This is a genomic window from Streptomyces sp. NPDC007189 (assembly GCF_040703635.1).
GTDB lineage: Bacteria > Actinomycetota > Actinomycetes > Streptomycetales > Streptomycetaceae > Streptomyces.
Window position 1 is genome coordinate 616269 of the sequence record NZ_JBEYEY010000004.1, and the last position, 18710, is coordinate 634978.

The following is an 18710-nucleotide window of genomic DNA, read 5'->3' on the forward strand; positions in this document are numbered from 1 at the left end:
GCCGAACCGGCCGGAGCGTGCCCGGGTGGAAGCGCCCGGAGCCGGGGCGGGCTTGGACCCGCCGGAGCGCGGCCGGGGCTGGGCTGCCGGAGTGCCCTGGGCCGGTGTCCACGCCGGCGCGGTCGGAGCCGAACCGGCCGGAGCATTCCCAGGTGGAACCGCCCGGAGCCGGCCGGCCGGAGCGGCGGTGGTTCGCCCGGGCGTGGCCGGGCGGTCGGCGTCAGGGCGTCAGCCGGAGTGGGGGCGGGAGCGGGCGCGGGCTCGGCGGTGCAGGGCCCGGCGTTCCAGTTCGGTCGTTCCGCCCCAGATGCCGATGCTCTGGCCCGTCTCCAACGCCCAGTCCAGGCAGGGCTCGCGGACGGGGCACTGCTCGCAGACCGCCTTCGCCCGCTGGGTCTGCACCTGCGCCGGCCCGGTGGTGCCGACGGGGAAGAACAGGTCGGGGTCCTCGCGACGGCACGCGGCATGGTCGCGCCAGTTCTCCATGGAAGTCTCCTGGATCGGATGGAAGTCGTCCGTGCCTGTCGTATGCACTGCGGGTTCGGGTGACCGGTCGGGGCGGCGTGAAACGGCCGCACCCCAGGGGGAATCGCGCGACACCGCGATCCGGCCACGGGCACGCGCACGGCGCGAGGCGAGCCGTACGCGCTCAACAGGCCGGGGAACGGGGCGAACAGCCACGGGGCCGGGGCCGCCCGTACCCGACCGGGCGCCGGCGGCGCGGAGTTGGGGGCGAGAACCGGCCGGGACCGCCGTCCGCCGCGCCACCGCCCGACCACCGTACTCCGCGGGGCGCCTCCGGAGGTGCGAAACGGATAAAACGCACCGGGTGCGTCAGCGGCGCAGCGCCGAGGCCGCCGTCGCCGTCACCGCCTCGGCCAGCGCGGCCAGCGCGGGGGAGTCCAGCCTCCACTGCTGCCAGTACAGCGTGGCGTCCATCCACTCCCGGGCCAGCAGCACCAGCCGGCCCTCCGCAAGCAGCGGTTCGGCCTGGACCTCCGGGACCATGCCCCAGCCGAGCCCGGCGGCGACCGCGTCCAGGAACCCCTCCGAGGTGGGCACGAGGTGCCTGAGCGGACCGGCGGCGCCCCGGCCGAGCCGGCGCACGAAGGCGTCCTGGAAGTCGTCCTTGCGGTCGAAGACGACGACGGGCGCCTCGGGCAGGGCGTCGGGCAGTGGCCGCCCGTCGAGGTGGGCCGCGGTGAACTCCGGCGCGGCGACGGGGAGATACCGCATCCTGCCGAGCGGCCGGACCGCGCAGCCCGGCACCGGATCGGCCGCGGTGGTCACCGCCGCCATCACCAGCCCCTCGCGCAGCAGGGCCGCCGTGTGGTCCTCGTCCTCCCGGTGCAGCTCGAAGCAGAGGCCCGGCACCCGGGTCAGCGCCGGCAGGAACCAGGTCGCCAGCGAGTCGGCGTTGACCGCCACCGACACCCGGGTCGGCTCCCCGGCGCCGCTCAGCCCCAGTTCCCCCCAGGCGTCCCGCTCCAGCCGCGCGAGCTGCCGGGCGTACCGGACCAGCACCGCGCCAGACTCCGTGGGCCGCACCGGTTTGGTGCGCTGCAGCAGCACCCGGCCGGTGCGCTGTTCGAGCGCCTTGACCCGCTGGCTGACCGCCGACGGCGTCACGTGCAGGGCGGCGGCCGCGGCGTCGAAGGTGCCTTCGTCCACCACGGCGAGCAGCGTCCGGATCTGGTCCAGCGGCAGGTCTGGCATCACGAAAGCTAAGGATACTTAAGAATCTTTAGCTGTACTTGAGCACCAGCTCTCCTTAGCGTCGAGCGCATGAACCACGCACTGACCGCCGCTGCCGCCGGATTCGGCACCGGCCTGTCGCTGATCGTCGCCATCGGCGCCCAGAACGCCTTCGTCCTGCGGCAGGGGGTGCGCCGGGACGCCGTTCTCGCGGTGGTGGGCATCTGCGCCCTGTCCGACGCGGTGCTCATCGCCCTCGGCGTCGGGGGAGTGGGGGCGGTCGTGGTGGCGTGGCCGGGCGCGGTCCGGGCGGTCGGGATCGTCGGCGGACTTTTCTTGCTCTGCTACGGCCTCCTCGCCGGCCGCCGGGTGCTCAGGCCGGCCGTGGCGGGACTGAGCACCGAGGGGGAGGCCGCCGGCTCCCGGCGCCGCGCGGTGCTCACCTGCCTGGCGATGACCTGGCTGAACCCGCATGTCTACCTGGACACCGTGTTCCTGCTCGGCTCGCTCGCCGCCGACCGGGGCGCGCTGCGCTGGACCTTCGGGCTCGGCGCTGCGCTCGCCAGCCTGTGCTGGTTCGCCGCGCTCGGCTTCGGCGCCCGGCTGCTCGGCCGCTTCCTGGCCCGGCCGGCGGCCTGGCGGGTGCTGGACGGCCTGGTCGCCGTCACCATGCTGGCGCTGGGAGCCACGCTCATGACCGGATCCTGAGGCCACACCAGTTCGGCGTGCACAGGGGTTGCTGAGATAGTTAGGCTCTCGAATCGAAAAGATGTAGCCGACAACATCTATGCGCAACAGGACACCCGTGGACACGAGCGAGAGCAGCACCACCGAACGCGACACCGCGCCGGACCCGGCGGCCCCGCCCCGGCGCGGCTGGCGCCGCTGGGCGATGGACACCCGTCCGTTGCGCATCCCCGCCTACCGGCGCCTGTGGACGTCGACGATCGTCACCGCCGTCGGCAGCCAGCTCACCGCCGTGGCCGTGCCCAAGCAGATCTACGACGTCACGCACTCCTCGGCCTGGGTCGGCTACGCGAGCCTCGCCGGGCTCGTGCCCATGGTGGCGTTCGCACTGTGGGGCGGGGCGGTCGCCGACACCGTGGACCGCCGCAAGCTGCTGCTGGTCACCAACTGCGGCATCGCGGTGACCTCGCTGCTGTTCTGGGCGCAGGCGGTCACCGGGCTCGACTCGGTCGCCGTACTGATGGTGCTGCTCGCGCTGCAGCAGGCGTTCTTCGGGCTCAACGCGCCCGCCCGCAACGCCTCCATCGCCCGGCTGGTCCCGGCCGGGCAGTTGCCCGCCGCCAACGCGCTCGGCTCCACGGTGATGCAGACCGGCCTGGTCGCGGGCCCGCTGCTGGCCGGCGTGCTGATCCCGGTCATCGGGCTGCCCGAGCTGTACCTCATCGACGCCGTGGCGCTGTGCGTGACCGTGTGGGCCGTCTTCGGGCTGCCCGCGCTGCCGCCGCTCGGCGACGCCTCCCGCCGGGCCGGAGTGCGCGAGATCGCCGCGGGCTTCCAGTACATGTCCCGGCACAAGGTGCTGCTGCTGTCCTTCCTCGCCGACATCGTCGCCATGGTGTTCGGCATGCCGCGCGCCCTGTTCCCGCAGCTCGCGGCCGAGACGTACCACTCCTGGGGCGAGGGGCTGGCGCTCGGCGTGCTGTTCGCCGGCATCCCGGTCGGCGCGGTGCTCGGCGGACTGTTCTCCGGGGTGTTCTCGCGGGCCCGCCGGCACGGCTGGATGGTCATCGGGGCGGTCGTCGGCTGGGGCGTGGCCATCGCCGGGTTCGGCCTGAGCGGCAACCTCTGGGCGGCCCTCGCCTTCCTCGCCGCGGCGGGCGTCGCCGACATGGTCTCGATGGTGTTCCGCGGCGCGATCCTGCTGTCGGCGGCCACCGACGAGATGCGCGGCCGGATGCAGGGCGTGTTCACGGTGGTCGTCGCGGGCGGCCCGCGCCTGGCCGACGTACTGCACGGCACGGCCGGCTCGGCCTTCGGCCCGCGCGCCGCGGTGGCGGGCGGCGGCGCCCTGGTCGTCGTGGTGATGCTGGCCCTGGCGGCCGCCGTACCGGCGCTGCGCCGGTACCGCATCTGAGCTACAGCGGACCCGTGCGGCGCTGGATGGCGTACTGGTCCATCAGCTTGCCGCGGGTGGTCTCCAGGCGGTGGGCGAGGATCTCGGCCACCGTGCGCACCAGCGACAGTCCGAGCAGGGGGTCCTCCACGCACACGGCGAGCACGGAGGGCCCGTCGAACTCGTAGGCGCGTACGTCGGTGAAGGCCACCGCGCCGAAGTCCCACTGGTACGGCGGGAACAGCCACGACCAGCCGAGCAGGTCGCCGGCGCCGAGCGAGGCCACCGTCACCCGCCGCCGTGAGGTGACCTGGGTGTCGAGATGGACCGCGCCCGAGCGGATCACCCAGAACCGGTCGGCGGTACCGCCCGCCTCGAAGATGCGGGTGTCCTCCCGGAACGAGACCTCCTTGGCCAGTTCCATCAGGCGCTCGCGCTGTGCCTGGGGCAGGGCGGTGAGCAGTTTGATCGCTTTGGTCATGGCGCGGGACTCCTCGCCGGCGGCGGTTCGGGTGGTTCCCCTAAGCCCATTTCAGCCGCTGCCGCCCCACCGGGCACCTCGAAGGGCCCGGCGCGTCCCGGCGCGCCCCCGGTCAGGTGCCGTTTCCGGGCAGCAAAAAGCCCTGGCTGGACGGGGGAAACCAGCCAGGGCCGTATGCGGTGGCGCGCGGGGAGGGAGGAAGGACGGTTCCGGTCACCTCCGGCACCACGTATGTATGAACGATAAACCATCCGATGGTCTTTCTACCAATCGGTAGCGGGTTACGTGACCTGTTTCACGCCTCCGGCAGCGGGTGGCTGCCTGCCCGGGCAGGTGATCTCCGTCAGCACCCGCCCCACCGCCTCGAACGCCCACGCCCGGACCGCCGCCTCCCGCGCAGCGTCCGGGTCCGTCGCCGTCAGGCTCTGCGCGCGCTCCCGCCAGGCCTTCTCCTCGTCGGCCGCGTGGTCCCGGCCCCGCTGGATGCGCCGCAACAACTCGTCCGCGTCCACGACATCGGTCATACCGGTCTCATACCCGGCAGGTCCGCGGTGATGACACGAGCACGGCATGTGTTTGAGGGCGCCCACAGGGGTCAGCCGAAAAGGAGGCATGGTAACAATCCCGGCACCGCCCAGGGAGGTAGGGATGCGCGCCACCCACCGGAACAGCGCCCCCACGACACGGCCGGACCCGTGCCGCCGACTGCCGTCCCGGCCGGCCGACGCCCGCAGAGCCGTGGAGTGTGTGGTGGCCGAACGGTGCCGGGCGCGCGCCATCCCCTGCGGTGCCGACGCCATGGAGGACGCCCTGCTCGTCACCTCCGAACTCGCCACCAACGCCATCCTGCACGGCGGCGGCATCACCGGCTTCGACGTCGACGTCGACTCCGGCGGCGTACGCGTCTCGGTGAGCGACAACAGCGACGAGATGCCGATGGCCGCCCCGCCCGCCGACGGCCCGGGCCGACTTCACGGCCGCGGCTGGCCCATCGTGTGCCGGCTGGCCCGGGACGTCCGGGTGGCCCAGCTGCCCTGCGGGGGCAAGCGGATCACGGCCGTCGTGCCGCTGCACTGAAACCGCGCGGAAGTTCCGCGAAGTGGTGTTTGCTCCGCGGGCCGGGGGGCAGGCGGAATCTCGTGCTTCGGACCGGAGGCGCGCACCCGGCGGGACTCGTATGACCGCCCGGGTCCGCCTCCCGGCGGCCCGGGCCACGATCCCGCGGCGAACCTGACACCACCGTTCGGGCCACGCTCCGGAACCTCGCTTCCGGTTTGGTGTGCCCTGAAACCACGTTCAGGAGCGATTCCGCATGCTGACCGACATGCCGACAAGCCGTCCCGGCACGCCCACCAAGGACTCCGCCACCACCACGTCCACACGGCGGCCCCACGACGACGCCCCCGACACCGCGGCCCTGTTCGCCCGGCTGGCGGAACTGGACGACGGCCCCGAACGGGACGCCGTACGCGACGAACTCGTCGAAGCCTGGCTGCCCATGGCCCACCGGATCGCGTCCCGCTTCCGGGACCGGGGCGAGTCCGTCGAGGACCTGCGGCAGGTGGCCGCACTCGGGCTGGTCAAGGCCGTCGACCGCTTCGACCCGTCCCGCGGGGCCTTCGAGAGCTACGCCGTGCCCACCATCACCGGCGAGGTCAAGCGGCACTTCCGGGACCGGATGTGGGCCCTCAGGGTGCCGCGCCGGGTGCAGGAACTGCGCAACCGGGTGCGGGTGGCCCGCCGCGAACTCACCCAGAACCCCGGCAGCCCCGAACCCACCGTCGCCGACATCGCCGCGCACACGGGCCTGAGCGAGGAGGAGGTCGCCGCGGGCCTGGAGGCGCTGGAGAGCTTCAGCACCCTGTCCCTGGACGCCGAACTGTCCACCGGCGACGACGGCTACAGCCTCGCCGACACCCTCGGCGCCACGGACGCCTCCTTCGACGTCGTGGTCGACCGCGAGGCCGCCAAGGAGGGGCTGCGCCGGCTCCCCGAGCGCGAGCGGGCCATCCTCTACATGCGGTTCTTCGAGGACATGACGCAGAGCCGCATCGCCGACCAGCTGGGCATCTCCCAGATGCACGTCTCCCGGCTCATCAGCCGCAGCTGCGCCCGCGTGCGCGACGAGGTCATGGGACGGCGCGCGGGCGGGAACGGGCCGGCCTGAACGCCCGCCCGGCCGGCCGTCACCGCTTCGGCCGGCCCGGCGCGGTGGCGAGACCCAGCGGCCGCGCCAGCCCCACCACCGCCTCGTCCAGCCGCTGCAGATGGCGCAGCACCCGGTCGGTCACCCGGCCGTAGCGCGGGGTGCGCAGGGTTCCCGGCTCCAGCATCGAGGCGATGCTGGAGCCGGACTCGATCCGCGCCCCGGCCCGCGGGTCGGCGACGTGCGCGGCGATCGCCTCGATGTTGCGCACGATCCGCGCGCACGCCCCGCGCAGCCGGGGATCCGCCGCGATCGACGGGTGCGTCGGCAGCAGCTCCGCGGTCGCCGCGAGCGAGCGCCCGTGGTAGGCGCAGGTCTCCAGCAGCGCCACCACGTACCGGGCGGTGTCCCGGCGGGCGCGCAGCGGCGTGATCGGATGGGTCAGCGGCTTGGTGGCCGCGCGCAGATCGGCCAGCGCCTGGTCCAGATCGCGCGCCTGCTCCACCAGATCGGCGCTCGCCCCGCCGCTCAGCTGGTCGACGGCGGACCGGGTGACCCCGGCGAGCCGCTCCAGGACCGTGACGAGGAGTTCGTTGGTACGGCGGTCCGTGCGGACCGGCAGCACCACCGCCGCCGCGATCACCCCGCAGGCCGCGCCGAGCGCCGTCTCCTCCACCCGCAGCACCAGCACCGCCATGCTGTAGGTGTTCAGCAGGGTGTAGAGCAGCCCCAGCATCGCGGTGACGAAGAACGACATCAGCGTGTACGACAGCGGCGCCGTGTAGAACATCGCGAAGATCAACGCCAGCACCAGCGCGAACGCCGTCCACGTGTGGTGCCCGACCAGAGCGGCGAGCCCGATGCCCGCCACCACCCCGAGCACCGTGCCCAGCAGCCGCCGGTAGCCCTTGACCAGGATCTCACCGGTCGAGGCGGTGTTGAGGAACACGATCCAGCAGGTCAGCACCGCCCAGTACCAGCGCTGACTGGACAGCAGCTCGCCGCCCACGATGGCCAGCGCCGAGCCGACGGCCACCTGGACCGCGGCCCGTGTGGTGGGCCGCTCCAGTCCGGCCGGCTCCGGCTCCTGCGCCTCGGCCTCCTCGCCCGCCTCGATCGCGGCGTCCTCCGCCTCCAGCTCCTCGCGCGAGCGGATCGTCGCCGGGGTGTCGTCGGACTCGTCCTGCGGCCCCTCCAGCGCCGTCCGCAGACCCAGCGCGGCCCGTGCGGCCTCACCCAGCCCGCGGAAGACGTCCTGCACGGCCGGCGAGGCCTTCGGCAGGTTCTCCTCCTCGCGGTAGCCGAGCAGCCGGTTGCGCACATGGGCGAGCGCGGTGCCGCGGGCCTCGCCGACCGGCCGCAGCATCAGCAGCCGCAGCGCCTGCAGGTCCCGGCGCAGCGCCTTCGACGCCTCGTCCCGCACCGGCAGCTCACCGCCCGACGGCAGCGCGGCGCCCGGCAGATGCAGGGTCAGCGTGTCGGTCCGCTCGGCGCTGCGCGCCGTGAGCAGCAGCAGCCCGAGCCGCTCCGAGGCGATCTCGGCGTCCGCGACCCGCCGTTGCAGCAGCCGGGCCGCCGCCGCGTCCGAGGTGCCGTCCTCCAGCCGCCCCTGGATCATCAGCGCCGTCTCGTGCAGCCGCGCGGTGGCGGTGCGCAGGTCGTCCAGGACCTTGTCGACGTCGTCGGGACCGGCGTCCAGCAACTCGGCCTGGACGGCGATCAGCTGGGCGAGCCGGGCCCGGAAGGCCCGCCGCAGCCGGTCCAGGGTGCCCGCCGGGGTCTGCGGCAGCAGCACGAAACGCGCGGCGGCGCTGCACGCGAACGCCACGCAGATGACGCCGTACAGCGCGGGCAGCGCCGAGGCGGTCGCATGCACGAACAGCGACAGGAAGTAGACCTGGAAGCCGATCAGGCCGAGCGCCGTGCCGCGGTCGCCGAACCGGCGGCCGTAGACCGCGCAGAAGATCAGGGCGACGAAGAACAGGTCGCCGGCGACGACCCGTTGGTTCAGCAGCGCGCCCAGCGACACCGACGCCAGCGCCACCGGCAGGCCGAGCGCGAGGGTCACCGCCTGCTGGGGGCGCTGCTTCTCGCGGATGGCGAAGGTCGACACCATCGCCGCCATGGCGCCGGCGACCAGATGGGGCACCGGAACCCGCAGGACGGCCAGGACGGAGAGGGTGAGCGCGATCGCGGTGACCGTGCGCGCTCCCGCCGTCAGCCTGAGCAGCCCGGGATCGGACGCCGCGAGCCGGTCCCACATCCGTACCCGCCCAGGTCGCCCCGCTGTGCTCACTCCGCCGCGCTCTCTCCCGTGCCGGAAATCGATCTCCGGTCCAGCATCGCACGCCGGTCCGGGTTACCCGCCCTCGGCAAGGGCCGCGGCCACCAGGGCGCGGGCGTGCCCGTGCCCGAGACCGTGTGCGGACTCGAGCGTTCATCGGTCACCGGACAAGACCGCCGACCCCCGGGAAGGTGATCGGCGGTCTCGGGAGATCCCCGTCACCTCACGGGCTGTCCAGGGCCTTGCCCTCCGCCTGGGCCCGTACCTGTTCCGGTGTCAGGTAGGCGTCGGTGAACTCGAAGTCCTTCAGCCGGGCCGGCTTGCGGGCCTGGAAGCCGGTGCGGACGAAGTCGTCACCGGCCACCGCGTTCAGCATCCAGTTGGTCATCACCCGGGCCTTGGCGACGTTGGTGCGCAGCGCCGACCAGTGGTAGCCGCGGGCCACCGCCTGGGCCGGCACCCCGCGCAGCTCGATGCCGAGCGGCTTGGACACCGCGTCCTTGCCGCCGAGGTCGACCACGAGCCCCAGGTCGCGGTGCGCATACGGCTGCATCGGCTGACCCCGCAGCGTCGCGATGACGTTCTCGGCGACCCGCTTGCCCTGGCGCATGGCGTGCTGTGCGGTGGGCGGGCAGACCGCGCCGTCACCCTTGGCCAGATCCGGTACGGCGGCCGAGTCGCCGAGCGCGAACACCCCGTCATAGCCCGGCAGGCACATCTCGGGCGTGACCGCCAGCCGGCCGCGCACCGTCTCCGCCCCGAGCGTGGCCATCAGCGGGCTCGCCACCACGCCGGCGGTCCAGATCAGCGTGTGCGTCGGCACCACCCGGCCGTCGGTGAAGGTGACCTCCTCCGCGCCGGCCTTCTCGATCGACACCCCGAGCGACACCTCGATGCCGCGCCGCCCCAGGATCTCCTGCGCGCTGCGGCCGAGCTTCTCGCCCAGCTCCGGCATCAGCTTGGGCGCGATGTCGATCAGATGCCACCTGATCAGCCCGGGGTCCAGACGCGGGTAACGCTGTACGGCGGCGTGCGTGAGCCGTTGCAGACAGGCGGCGGTCTCGGTGCCGGCGTACCCGCCGCCGACCACCACGAACTGCAGCCGCGCGGCCCGCTCGGCGGGGTCGTCGCTGGCGTCCGCGAGGTCGAGCTGCGTGATGACGTGGTCGCGGATGTAGGCGGCCTCGGCGAGGGTCTTCATGCCGAAGGCGTGCTCGGTCAGCCCGGGGATGTCGAAGGTCCGGGTCACACTGCCGGGCGCCAGCACGATGTAGTCGTAGCGCTCGTTGACGATCTTGTCGGTGATGGTGCGGACGACACACACCTTCTCCTTCAGGTCCACGCCGATCGCGCCGCCGGGGATGATCCGGGTGCGGTACTTCTTGCTGCGGCGCAGGCTCAGCGCGATCGACTGCGGCGTGAGGACGCCGGAGGCGACCTGGGGCAGCAGCGGCAGGTACAGCTGATAGGAGTTCGGCGTCACCAGGGTGACGTCGGCCTCGGCGGGAGAGAGCTTCCGCTCCAGGCGGCGGACGCACTCGACTCCGGCGAAGCCTGCGCCAACCACCAGGATCCTGGGTCGTGTCACGGTGTTCATCCCTTTCTGCGGCTCCAGGCGGTCCGACTCGACGCCGTTCGCTTGCCCTGGATCGGTGCACACCACCCTCGATCCCACCGTGCCCCGGGCCGTCCCGCCAGCTGGGTACGGCAGGCAGACGAACGTGTGGACACCAACCTGCCCCGACTGGGGCCAAGTAACCGGCCGGCGCCCGCCTACACGTGGTAGGCGGGCGGTCACCAGGGCAGGAACACGTGGATGTCCTTGCCCTCGTCGTGCACGACGACGCTGACCTGTGTGCACAGCGTGTGCACCAGGTGCCAGCCGATACCGCCGCCGCCCGTGCGGGGGTGGAAGGGCCGCGGCTCCGGCTTGGTCGTGCTGCTGTCGCGCATCGTCACGTGCACCCCGTCGAAGGTGCGGCGCATCCGCAGCCCGAACGGCCCGGGCGCGTACTGGATCGCGTTCGCCGCCAGCTCGGTGACCACCAGCAGTATGTCGTCCCAGTACTCGGGCGCCGCGGGCGGCGCGTGCGCGGCGAGCGCGCAGAGGAACTCCTCCGCGGCGAGCCGGGCCTCCGTGACATTGCGCAACTCACCACCGAAGGAGAAGGTGCGCTCGTACCAGTCCTCCGAAGGCGGTGTGTCGTCCCCGCGCGGCTCCGTCGCCATCTCGCAATCCCCGGTCCGGGCGTGCGGGCCTCGGCCAGACCCCTGCCGCCCGGACGGTCGTAGGTGCTGATCTCATTCTGCGGCAGCGGGTTCCCCCGGCGGGGGGAGCCTACCCGTCCGCATCGGTCCCTCCTCACAGCACCTCCCCCTCGCAGGGGAGGTCAGCGGAAGACGTCGTCCGGTTCGTCCCAGTCCGCCGGTTCCTGCGGGACCCGCGCCCTGCGGGACCGCGCCTCGTACATCGCGTCGATCTCCGCGGCGTAGTGCCGCACGATCGCCTCCCGGCGCAGCTTCATCGACGGGGTGAGCAGCCCGTTGTCGGCGGCGAACGGCTCCTGGAGCACCCGGTACACCCTGATCGACTCCGCGCGGGACACGGCGCTGTTGGCCGAGGCGACGGCCCGCGCGATCTCCTCCCGCAGCGCGTTCTCCTCGCGGCTCTCCCGGCCCGGACTGTCCCCCTGCAACGCGAGCGCGCCCCGCCAGTGCGCGAGGAAGTCCGGGTCCAGGGTGATCAGCGCGCCGACGCACGGCCGGTCGTCGCCGATCACCACCGCCTGGTGGACCAGCGGATGCATCCGCAGCCGCTGCTCCAGCGGGCCCGGGGCGACGCTCTTGCCGCCGCTGGTGACGATGATGTCCTTCTTGCGCCCGGTGATCGTCAGATAGCCCTCCGAGTCCAGCCGCCCGATGTCCCCCGTGGCCAGCCAGCCGCCGCGCAGCGCGGCCCGTGTCGCCTGCTCGTCGCCGACATAGCCCTGGAACACCGACGGACCGCGCACCAGGATCTCCCCGTCGTCGGCCACCAGGACCTCCGTGCCCGGCAGCGGCCGGCCCACCGTCCCGGACTTCTCCCTGCCGAGCGGCTGCATGGTGATCCCGCCGGACGCCTCGGTCAGGCCGTATCCGTCGTTGAGGAACACGCTGATGCCCTCGTAGAACAGGGTCAGCTCGCGGCTGAGCGCGGAACCGCCCGAGGTGCCGCGCACCACCCGCCCGCCGAGCGCCGCGCGCAGCCTGCGGTACACCGTCCGCTCGAACAGGGCGTGCTGCACCCTGAGGTCGAACCCGGGACCCGGCCCGGTGCCCAGCCGGCGGCGCTCCTCGGCCGCCGCGAAGTCCCGGGCGGTCTGCGCGGCCCGCTCGAACAGGGCGCCCCGGCCCGTCTGCTGGGCGGTCCGCAGGAACTTCTTGTACAGCCTCTCGAAGACCGACGGCACGCCGTACAGGTACGTCGGCCGGAACGTGGCCAGCGCCGACGCCAGCGACTCCTCGGTCAGCTCCGGCTCGTGCGCCATCAGCACGCCGCCGCGCACACAGGTCAGCATGATCATGAGGCCGTACACATGGGAGAACGGCAGGAACGCCAGGACCGACGGCTGCTCGCCCGGCGGGGCCGCGGTGTGCAGCCAGCCGGCCAGCAGCGTGTCGCAGGGGTAGGCGAGGTTGCGGTGGCTGAGCGCACAGCCCTGGGCGCGGCCGGAGGTGCCGGAGGTGTAGACGACCGCCGCCGTGGCGTCCGGCAGCACGATCCGGCGCAGCGACTCCACGGTCGTGTACGGCACCACAGCGCCCCGCTCGACGAGGTCGGGCAGGGCGCCCGCGTCCAGCTGCCAGACGTGGCGCAGCCGCGGCAGGCCCGCGCACACCGTGCCGACCGTCATCACGCCCTGCTCGTCCTCCACGACCACGGCCACACAGCCGGCGTCCCGCAGGATCCACTCGACCTGGTCGCGCGAGGACGTCGGATGGATCGGCACGATCTCCGCGCCCACCGCCCACAGCGCGTGGGCGAGCACGGTCCACTCGTAGCGGGTGCGGGACATCAGGGCCACCCGGTGGCCCGGGGATATCCCGGCGGCGATCAGGCCCTTGGCCAGGTCGACCACCTCGTCCCGCAGCTCCACGGCCGTCACCTCCTGCCACGTGGTGGCGGCGGAGTCCAGCCGGTACGCGAGCACCGGCAGGGCGGGACGCAGGTCCGCGATGTCGAAGACGCTGTCGGCGAGGCCGCCGGTGAGCGGCGGGGCAACGGCGGGAGCGAGGGCGACGTCACGCATGCGCTGCTCCTGGGTGTACGGAGGGTCACACCGCCGATCGGCTCTGTGTCGGCGGTGCTCGAATGTAGCCCAGAGCACCGCGTTCGGTGCCGGGAACGGGGAAGTCGTGATCGGCTGATGATCTGGGCGTGTCCTGGGGACTCGGCAGACATGAGTCATGTGAACCCCGATCCGGAACCCGAGCGCAGCACCGGCCTGGAGCCGGGCGGTTCGGTACCGCCCGGCGAGACCCCGCCCGCCGAGAGCAGCATGCCCGAGGCCGGGCCCCGGGAGACGCACAATCCGCCGCGTGGCTGGGCCAAGGCCCCGCTGACGCTCATCCTGCTCGTCGTCGTGCTGATCGCGGCAGGCTTCCTGGCGTACGCCCTGGCGCTGATCCTCTGACCGGAGCGCTCAGCCCTGGGTGTGCCGCACGCACTCGGTGACGACGTCCCGCAGGCTGCCGGTGCGCTCCAGCAGCCTGCGCTGCTCACGTGCGCCGTTGCCCCGGCGCAGCAGCTCGGCGACGCCCTGCTCGGCTCGGTCGGCGTCACCGGCGGCCGTGAGCGCGTCCCCGGTGTGCTCCAGCAGGGAGCGCAGCACGTGCGCGGCCGGGGCCGGCCGCATGGTCGCCGGGTCGAGCAGCTCCGTCTCCAGCCCGAACCGGGCGGCCTGCCAGTCGGCGAGCCGCAGCAGGCTCACGCTGTGATCGGGCGCCGGCCGGCCCGCCCGCCAGTCCCGCGCCGCCGTCTCCACGAGCGCGCGGGTCAGCGTCGCGATCAGCGCCGCGGTCTCCGCGCTCAGGCACACGTCGGCCACCCGGATCTCCACCGTCGGATAGCGGACGGCCAGCCGCGCGTCGAAGTAGACCATCCCCTCGTCCAGCAGGGTGCCGGTGGCCACCATCTCCGCCACCCGCCGGTGGTACCGCTCGGCCGACCCGAACGGCTCCGTCGGACCGGCCGACGGCCACCGGTTCCACACCCGGCTGCGATAGCTGGCGTAACTGGTGTCCTTTCCGTGCCAGAACGGCGAGTTCGCGCTGATCGCGCGCAGCACCGGCAGCCAGGGGCGGATCCGGTCGAGGACGGCGACGCCCTCCTCGTCCGACTCCACGCACACATGCACATGGCAGCCGCACACCAGCTGCTCCCAGGTCGGTATCCCGTAGCGGTCGGCCAGCCACTCGTAGCGGTCGTTCACGCTCAAGGAGGGGCTGACCGGCAGCGGAGAGGTGGCCAGGGCCACGACCGCGCAGCCGAGTTCCCCGGCGTGCCGGGCCGCCTCCTTGCGGCAGCGCACGATCTCCTCGGCCAGGGCCGCCATGTCCTCCTGCGGATGCGTGGCGAACTCCAGCATCTGCCGGAACAGCTCCTTCTCGAACACGTGCTGTCCGGGATCGTCATGGGCGACCCGGGCGAGGACGGCCGCCGCCAGCGCCTTCGGGTCACCGCTCTCCGGGTCGACCAGGAGGAGTTCCTCCTCCACTCCGACGGTCCGCACCTGGTGCCACCCTTTCGTGTCCATGCCATAAGGGGCAGTCGTGGGTCTTCACGACCCCGACTGCCCCTGCGCGGGCCGCCGACACCTGTGCCTCAGCGTTCCGCCCTGAGCCAGACGGTGGCGAGCGGCGGCAGCGTGAGCCTCAGGAACCCGTCCTCGGGCTTGACCGGTCCCTCGTTGCCGACGCCGCTGCCGCCGTAGCGGACGTCGTCGGTGTTCAGCTCCTCCTGCCAGGCGGGGACCGAGTCCGGGACCCACAGCCGGTAGTCGTGCCGGACGACGGGGGAGAAGTTCGACACCGCGAGCAGCGCGGAGCCGTCCGCGGCGAAGCGCAGGAACGCGAAGACGTTGTCGTCCGCGGCGTCGCACAGCACCCACTGGAAGCCCGCCGGATCGGTGTCCCGCTGCCACAGCGCCGGGGTCGCCCGGTACACGGTGTTCAGGTCCCGCACGAGATCCCGTACGCCCCGGTGGTCGCCCGCCGAGTGGTAGTCGTCCGCGAGCAGCCACCACTCGGGGCCGTGCGCCTCGGACCACTCGGCCCCCTGGGCGAACTCCTGCCCCATGAACAGCAGCTGTTTGCCCGGATGGGCCCACATGAAGCCCAGGTAGGCGCGGTGGTTGGCGCGCCGCTGCCACCAGTCGCCGGGCATCTTCGACACGAGGGCCTGCTTGCCGTGCACGACCTCGTCGTGGGAGATCGGCAGGACGTAGTTCTCGCTGTAGGCGTACACCATCGAGAAGGTCATCTCGTTGTGGTGGTACTTGCGGTGCACCGGCTCCTTCTGGATGTACTGCAGCGAGTCGTGCATCCAGCCCATGTTCCACTTCAGCCCGAAGCCGAGCCCGCCGCCGTCCGTCGGCCGGGTCACCCCGTCCCAGGCGGTGGACTCCTCGGCGATGGTCACGACCCCCGGGCAGCGCCGGTAGACGGTGGCGTTCATCTCCTGCAGGAAGGCGACCGCGGCCAGGTCCTCCCGCCCGCCGAACACGTTCGGCTCCCACTGGCCGGAGTCCCGCGAGTAGTCCAGGTAGAGCATGGAGGCGACGGCGTCCACCCGCAGCCCGTCGATGTGGAACTCCTCGCACCAGTACACGGCGTTGGCGACGAGGAAGTTGCGCACCTCGGTGCGGCCGTAGTCGAACTCGTACGTCCCCCAGTCCGGGTGCTCGGCGCGGGTCGCGTTCCCGGGCTCGTACAGCGGATCCCCGTCGAACCGGGCCAGCGCCCAGTCGTCCTTGGGGAAGTGCGCCGGCACCCAGTCCATGATCACGCCGATGCCGGCCCGGTGCAGCGAGTCCACCAGGTACCGGAAGTCGTCCGGGGAGCCGAGACGGGGCGTCGGCGCGTAGTAGGAGGTGACCTGGTAGCCCCAGGAACCGCTGAACGGATGCGCGGCCACCGGCATCAGCTCCACATGCGTGAAGCCCATCTCCTTGACGTAGGCGGGCAGTTCCTCGGCCAGTTGACGGTACGTCAGTCCCGGCTTCCAGGACGGCAGATGGACCTCGTACACCGAGAACGGCGCCTCGTGCACCGGTGTGTCGCCCCGGTGGGCCATCCACTCCGCGTCGCCCCACGCGTAGCGCGAGGCCGTGACGACCGACGCCGTGTCCGGCGGCACCTCCGTGGCGCGGGCCATCGGGTCGGCCTTGAGGAACCGGTGGCCGTAGCGCGAGGTGATCTCGAACTTGTACCGGGCGCCCTCCCCGATCCCCGGCAGGAACAGCTCCCACACGCCGGACGCGCCCAGCGAGCGCATCGGGTACTGCGTGCCGTCCCAGTACGTGAAGTCACCGGCCACCCGCACCCCCTGGGCGTTGGGCGCCCACACGGTGAAGCGGGTGCCCGCCACACCCTGGTGCGTCATCGGCTCGGCGCCGAGCGCCTGCCACAGCTGCTCGTGCCGGCCCTCCCGGACCAGATGCAGGTCCAGCTCGCCGAGCGCGGGCAGGAAGCAGTAGGGGTCGTGCACCTCCAGCTCGGCGTCGTCGTACGCGACCAGCAGCGTGTACGCCGGGATCTCCGGGTACGGCAGGACGGCCGCGAACAGGCCGTCGCCCTCCGAGTGCAGGGCGCTGCGTCTCCCGCCGACGACGACGCTCACCGCGCGCGCGTTCGGCCGCAGCGCCCGGAACAGAGTGCCGCCCGGGACCGGGTGGGCGCCCAGCAGGGCGTGCGGATCATGGTGGGCGCCGCCCAGCAGCCGGCCGCGGTCGGCCGGGTCGAGCGGTGCGGCCTCGACCGGCGCGGGGCCGGCGGCCTCGGGCAGTGCGGTGTCGCGCAGGGCCATGATCTTCAGCCTCCCCACACAGCGAGCCGCTTGATCGCCGCCATCGGTACCGGCAGCCAGTCGGGCCGGTGTCTCGCCTCGTACAGCACCTCGTAGACCGCCCTGTCCGTCTCGTGCGCGCGCAGCAGCGCGTGCTTCTTGCGTGGATCCCAGCCGGCGCGGACCGCGTAGCCCGCGCAGAACGCCTCCCGGCAGCGGCGCGCCCATTCGGGTCGCCAGGGGCGGCGCTGCCGGGCCGCGTAGTCGAAGGAGCGCAGCATCCCCGCCACGTCCCGCACCGGGGACTGCGGGGCACACCGCTCGGCGAGCGGCCGGGACGGCTCGCCCTCGAAGTCGATGACGAACCAGTCGCGCCCGGCCCGCAGCACCTGTCCGAGATGCAGGTCCCCGTGGATGCGCTGCGCGGGCGGTCCGGTGTCGCAGGTGGCGAGCGCGGCGAACGCGGCCCTGAGCCCCGGCACGAAGGGCAGCAGCCCCGGTACGGCGTGCGCGGCCGCGTCCAGCCGGGCGCACATCGCCTCGGCCGTACGCAGGTTCTCGCCCGGCCCGGCCGGGCCGAACGCCTCGGCCAGCGCCAGATGCACCTCGGCCATCGCCCGGCCCAGCTCACTGGCCTCGGCGGTGAAGTCGTCGCCGGAGGCGAGCGCGCGCAGCGCCAGCGTCCAGCCGTCGGTCGCGTCCGGCAGGAACGGCTGGAGCACGCCCAGCGTGGCCGGCTGCGGCGCGGTCGTGCTGAACCAGGCCACCGGCGCGGGCACCCGGGTGCAGCCCTGCGCGGCCAGTGCGGCCGTCACCTCCAGGTCCGGGTTGACGCCCGGCTGGATCCGGCGGAACAGCTTCAGGATGTACGCGTCGCCGTACACGATCGAGGAGTTGGACTGCTCGGCGTCCAGCAGGCGCGGCGGCAGACCGCCGGGCACGTCGGCGGCCGGGTCCGCCTCGAACCGCAGCGGGCCGGCCGCGCCGGGCTGCCGCAGCCGCTCCAGCAGCAGATGCGCCGAGCGCGGATCGTGCAGCGCGTCGTACACCGCGAGCCCGGCGAGGGGTCCCTGCCCGGCGCGCCCGATGTACGCCCGCTCCAGCCGGGGGGCGAGGCGCTCGTGCAGGCCGAGCAGCAGCTGGTAGCAGTCACCGGGCGGGGGAGTGCCGCCCGGCGTGGGCACGGGCGCGTGCGAGGCGTGCACCAGCAGATGCAGACATCCCGGGAACAGCTCGGTCACGGACAGCACCGAAAGGTCGGTGACGGGCCGGTCCTTGCCCGCGAACCAGCGTTGCCTCGGCAGCCACTCGCGCAGCAGCCCGCCCAGAGAGGCGATGGGGCCGTCGGGGCCCGCCACCGCTCTGGGTCGGACGGTGATGGTCTTCGGCATGGTGACGCGTCCTTTCCTCGGCGCCGGTCGTTCAGCGTCGGCGGCCGATGCGGGATGCGACTCGGGTGAGCCGGAACCAGTAGAAGCCGTGGCCCTGCAGGGTCAGCAGGTAGGGGAGTTCACCGATCGCGGGGAAGCGGACCCCGCCGATCAGCTCGACCGGGTGCCGCCCGTCGTAGGCCCGCAGGTCGAGTTCGGTGGGCTGCGCGAACCGGGAGAAGTTGTTGACGCACAGCACCAGGTCGTCGCCGTACTCCCGCAGGAAGGCCAGCACCGCCGGATTGGAGGACTGCAGCTCGGTGTAGGACCCCAGCCCGAAGGCAGGGTTCTGCTTGCGGATCTCGATCATGCGCCGGGTCCAGTGCAGCAGCGACGAGGGCGAGGACATCGACGCCTCGACGTTGGTGACCTGGTAGCCGTAGACCGGGTCCATGATCGTCGGCAGGTACAGCCGGCCCGGATCGGACGTGGAGAAGCCCGCGTTGCGGTCGGGGGTCCACTGCATGGGGGTGCGTACGGCGTCGCGGTCGCCGAGCCAGATGTTGTCGCCCATGCCGATCTCGTCGCCGTAGTAGAGGATCGGCGAGCC

Annotated in this window: 17 protein-coding genes; 5 read left to right on the top strand and 12 right to left on the bottom strand. The window is 72.9% G+C overall.

Going from position 1 to position 18710, the window contains the following annotated elements; genetic code table 11:
• Window positions 1–228: 228 nt before the first annotated feature.
• Complete coding sequence (locus tag AB0950_RS11965; protein ID WP_360145567.1) at window positions 229–486, bottom strand: WhiB family transcriptional regulator; 258 nt, start codon at window positions 484–486, stop codon at window positions 229–231.
• Window positions 487–834: 348 nt separating this feature from the next.
• Window positions 835–1719 (bottom strand): LysR family transcriptional regulator ArgP, encoded by an 885-nt coding sequence (locus tag AB0950_RS11970; protein ID WP_366778424.1) that lies wholly within the window; start codon window positions 1717–1719, stop codon window positions 835–837.
• A 66-nt stretch (window positions 1720–1785) separates the two neighbouring features.
• Between AB0950_RS11970 and AB0950_RS11975 the strand changes: the two genes are divergently transcribed.
• Entirely contained in the window at window positions 1786–2403 is a 618-nt protein-coding gene (locus AB0950_RS11975) for a LysE family transporter (protein ID WP_360145561.1), read from the top strand.
• Between the two features lie 97 nt (window positions 2404–2500).
• A complete protein-coding gene (locus AB0950_RS11980) occupies window positions 2501–3796 on the top strand; it encodes an MFS transporter (RefSeq protein ID WP_366778425.1) in 1296 nt (431 codons plus the stop codon).
• A gap of 1 nt (window position 3797) precedes the next feature.
• Here the strand turns inward: AB0950_RS11980 and AB0950_RS11985 are convergent, their stop codons facing one another.
• Together AB0950_RS11985 and AB0950_RS11990 are read right to left on the bottom strand one after the other, a co-directional pair.
• Complete coding sequence (locus AB0950_RS11985) at window positions 3798–4256, bottom strand: cyclic nucleotide-binding domain-containing protein (RefSeq protein WP_360145555.1); 459 nt, start codon at window positions 4254–4256, stop codon at window positions 3798–3800.
• A 281-nt stretch (window positions 4257–4537) separates the two neighbouring features.
• On the bottom strand, window positions 4538–4780 hold the full coding sequence (locus AB0950_RS11990) for a hypothetical protein (protein WP_360145552.1): 243 nt from the start codon (window positions 4778–4780) through the stop codon (window positions 4538–4540).
• Between the two features lie 124 nt (window positions 4781–4904).
• Between AB0950_RS11990 and AB0950_RS11995 the strand changes: the two genes are divergently transcribed.
• Entirely contained in the window at window positions 4905–5333 is a 429-nt protein-coding gene (locus AB0950_RS11995) for an ATP-binding protein (protein ID WP_360145549.1), read from the top strand.
• Between the two features lie 235 nt (window positions 5334–5568).
• Window positions 5569–6423: an RNA polymerase sigma factor SigF gene (locus tag AB0950_RS12000; protein WP_366778426.1), complete on the top strand. Its 855-nt coding sequence runs from the start codon at window positions 5569–5571 to the stop codon at window positions 6421–6423.
• A 19-nt stretch (window positions 6424–6442) separates the two neighbouring features.
• Here the strand turns inward: AB0950_RS12000 and AB0950_RS12005 are convergent, their stop codons facing one another.
• The 4 genes from AB0950_RS12005 to AB0950_RS12020 all read right to left on the bottom strand — a co-directional run bounded on the left by AB0950_RS12005 (window position 6443) and on the right by AB0950_RS12020 (window position 12975).
• Complete coding sequence (locus AB0950_RS12005; protein ID WP_360147115.1) at window positions 6443–8665, bottom strand: FUSC family protein; 2223 nt, start codon at window positions 8663–8665, stop codon at window positions 6443–6445.
• 244 nt (window positions 8666–8909) lie between these two features.
• Entirely contained in the window at window positions 8910–10283 is a 1374-nt protein-coding gene (locus AB0950_RS12010; RefSeq protein WP_360145543.1) for an NAD(P)/FAD-dependent oxidoreductase, read from the bottom strand.
• A gap of 197 nt (window positions 10284–10480) precedes the next feature.
• Entirely contained in the window at window positions 10481–10915 is a 435-nt protein-coding gene (locus AB0950_RS12015; RefSeq protein ID WP_360145540.1) for an ATP-binding protein, read from the bottom strand.
• 161 nt (window positions 10916–11076) lie between these two features.
• The gene (locus AB0950_RS12020) at window positions 11077–12975 is read right to left on the bottom strand and encodes an AMP-dependent synthetase/ligase (RefSeq protein ID WP_366778427.1); all 1899 of its coding nucleotides are present in this window, start codon (window positions 12973–12975) and stop codon (window positions 11077–11079) included.
• A 150-nt stretch (window positions 12976–13125) separates the two neighbouring features.
• Between AB0950_RS12020 and AB0950_RS12025 the strand changes: the two genes are divergently transcribed.
• Window positions 13126–13359 carry a DUF6480 family protein gene (locus tag AB0950_RS12025; RefSeq protein ID WP_330341781.1) on the top strand — a complete coding sequence of 78 codons (234 nt, stop codon included), beginning with the start codon at window positions 13126–13128 and terminating at the stop codon, window positions 13357–13359.
• Window positions 13360–13368: 9 nt separating this feature from the next.
• Here AB0950_RS12025 and AB0950_RS12030 read toward each other — a convergent pair whose 3' ends face one another.
• The 4 genes from AB0950_RS12030 to AB0950_RS12045 form a co-directional block, all read right to left on the bottom strand.
• Window positions 13369–14457, bottom strand: a complete 1089-nt coding sequence (locus tag AB0950_RS12030) for a glutamate--cysteine ligase (protein ID WP_360147112.1) — start codon at window positions 14455–14457, stop codon at window positions 13369–13371.
• A 92-nt stretch (window positions 14458–14549) separates the two neighbouring features.
• Window positions 14550–16751 carry a 1,4-alpha-glucan branching enzyme gene (gene glgB, locus AB0950_RS12035; protein ID WP_366778428.1) on the bottom strand — a complete coding sequence of 734 codons (2202 nt, stop codon included), beginning with the start codon at window positions 16749–16751 and terminating at the stop codon, window positions 14550–14552.
• A 5-nt stretch (window positions 16752–16756) separates the two neighbouring features.
• The gene (locus tag AB0950_RS12040) at window positions 16757–18121 is read right to left on the bottom strand and encodes a maltokinase (RefSeq protein ID WP_366778429.1); all 1365 of its coding nucleotides are present in this window, start codon (window positions 18119–18121) and stop codon (window positions 16757–16759) included.
• Window positions 18122–18152: 31 nt separating this feature from the next.
• Window positions 18153–18710 (bottom strand): alpha-glucosidase C-terminal domain-containing protein (locus AB0950_RS12045; RefSeq protein ID WP_360145528.1); only part of this gene is annotated, 558 nt, incomplete at its 5' end.

What these genes read in the sequence shown, in the direction of transcription:
- AB0950_RS12040 (WP_366778429.1), bottom strand. Translation starts at nt 18,121, where the DNA reads ATGCCGAAGACCATCACCGTCCGACCCAGAGCGGTGGCGGGCCCCGAC.
- AB0950_RS11975 (WP_360145561.1), top strand. Translation starts at nt 1,786, where the DNA reads ATGAACCACGCACTGACCGCCGCTGCCGCCGGATTCGGCACCGGCCTG.
- AB0950_RS11990 (WP_360145552.1), bottom strand. Translation starts at nt 4,780, where the DNA reads ATGACCGATGTCGTGGACGCGGACGAGTTGTTGCGGCGCATCCAGCGG.
- AB0950_RS12005 (WP_360147115.1), bottom strand. Translation starts at nt 8,665, where the DNA reads ATGTGGGACCGGCTCGCGGCGTCCGATCCCGGGCTGCTCAGGCTGACG.
- AB0950_RS12000 (WP_366778426.1), top strand. Translation starts at nt 5,569, where the DNA reads ATGCTGACCGACATGCCGACAAGCCGTCCCGGCACGCCCACCAAGGAC.
- AB0950_RS12015 (WP_360145540.1), bottom strand. Translation starts at nt 10,915, where the DNA reads ATGGCGACGGAGCCGCGCGGGGACGACACACCGCCTTCGGAGGACTGG.
- AB0950_RS12020 (WP_366778427.1), bottom strand. Translation starts at nt 12,975, where the DNA reads ATGCGTGACGTCGCCCTCGCTCCCGCCGTTGCCCCGCCGCTCACCGGC.
- AB0950_RS11985 (WP_360145555.1), bottom strand. Translation starts at nt 4,256, where the DNA reads ATGACCAAAGCGATCAAACTGCTCACCGCCCTGCCCCAGGCACAGCGC.
- AB0950_RS12025 (WP_330341781.1), top strand. Translation starts at nt 13,126, where the DNA reads ATGAGTCATGTGAACCCCGATCCGGAACCCGAGCGCAGCACCGGCCTG.
- AB0950_RS11965 (WP_360145567.1), bottom strand. Translation starts at nt 486, where the DNA reads ATGGAGAACTGGCGCGACCATGCCGCGTGCCGTCGCGAGGACCCCGAC.
- AB0950_RS11995 (WP_360145549.1), top strand. Translation starts at nt 4,905, where the DNA reads ATGCGCGCCACCCACCGGAACAGCGCCCCCACGACACGGCCGGACCCG.
- glgB (WP_366778428.1), bottom strand. Translation starts at nt 16,751, where the DNA reads ATGGCCCTGCGCGACACCGCACTGCCCGAGGCCGCCGGCCCCGCGCCG.
- AB0950_RS12010 (WP_360145543.1), bottom strand. Translation starts at nt 10,283, where the DNA reads ATGAACACCGTGACACGACCCAGGATCCTGGTGGTTGGCGCAGGCTTC.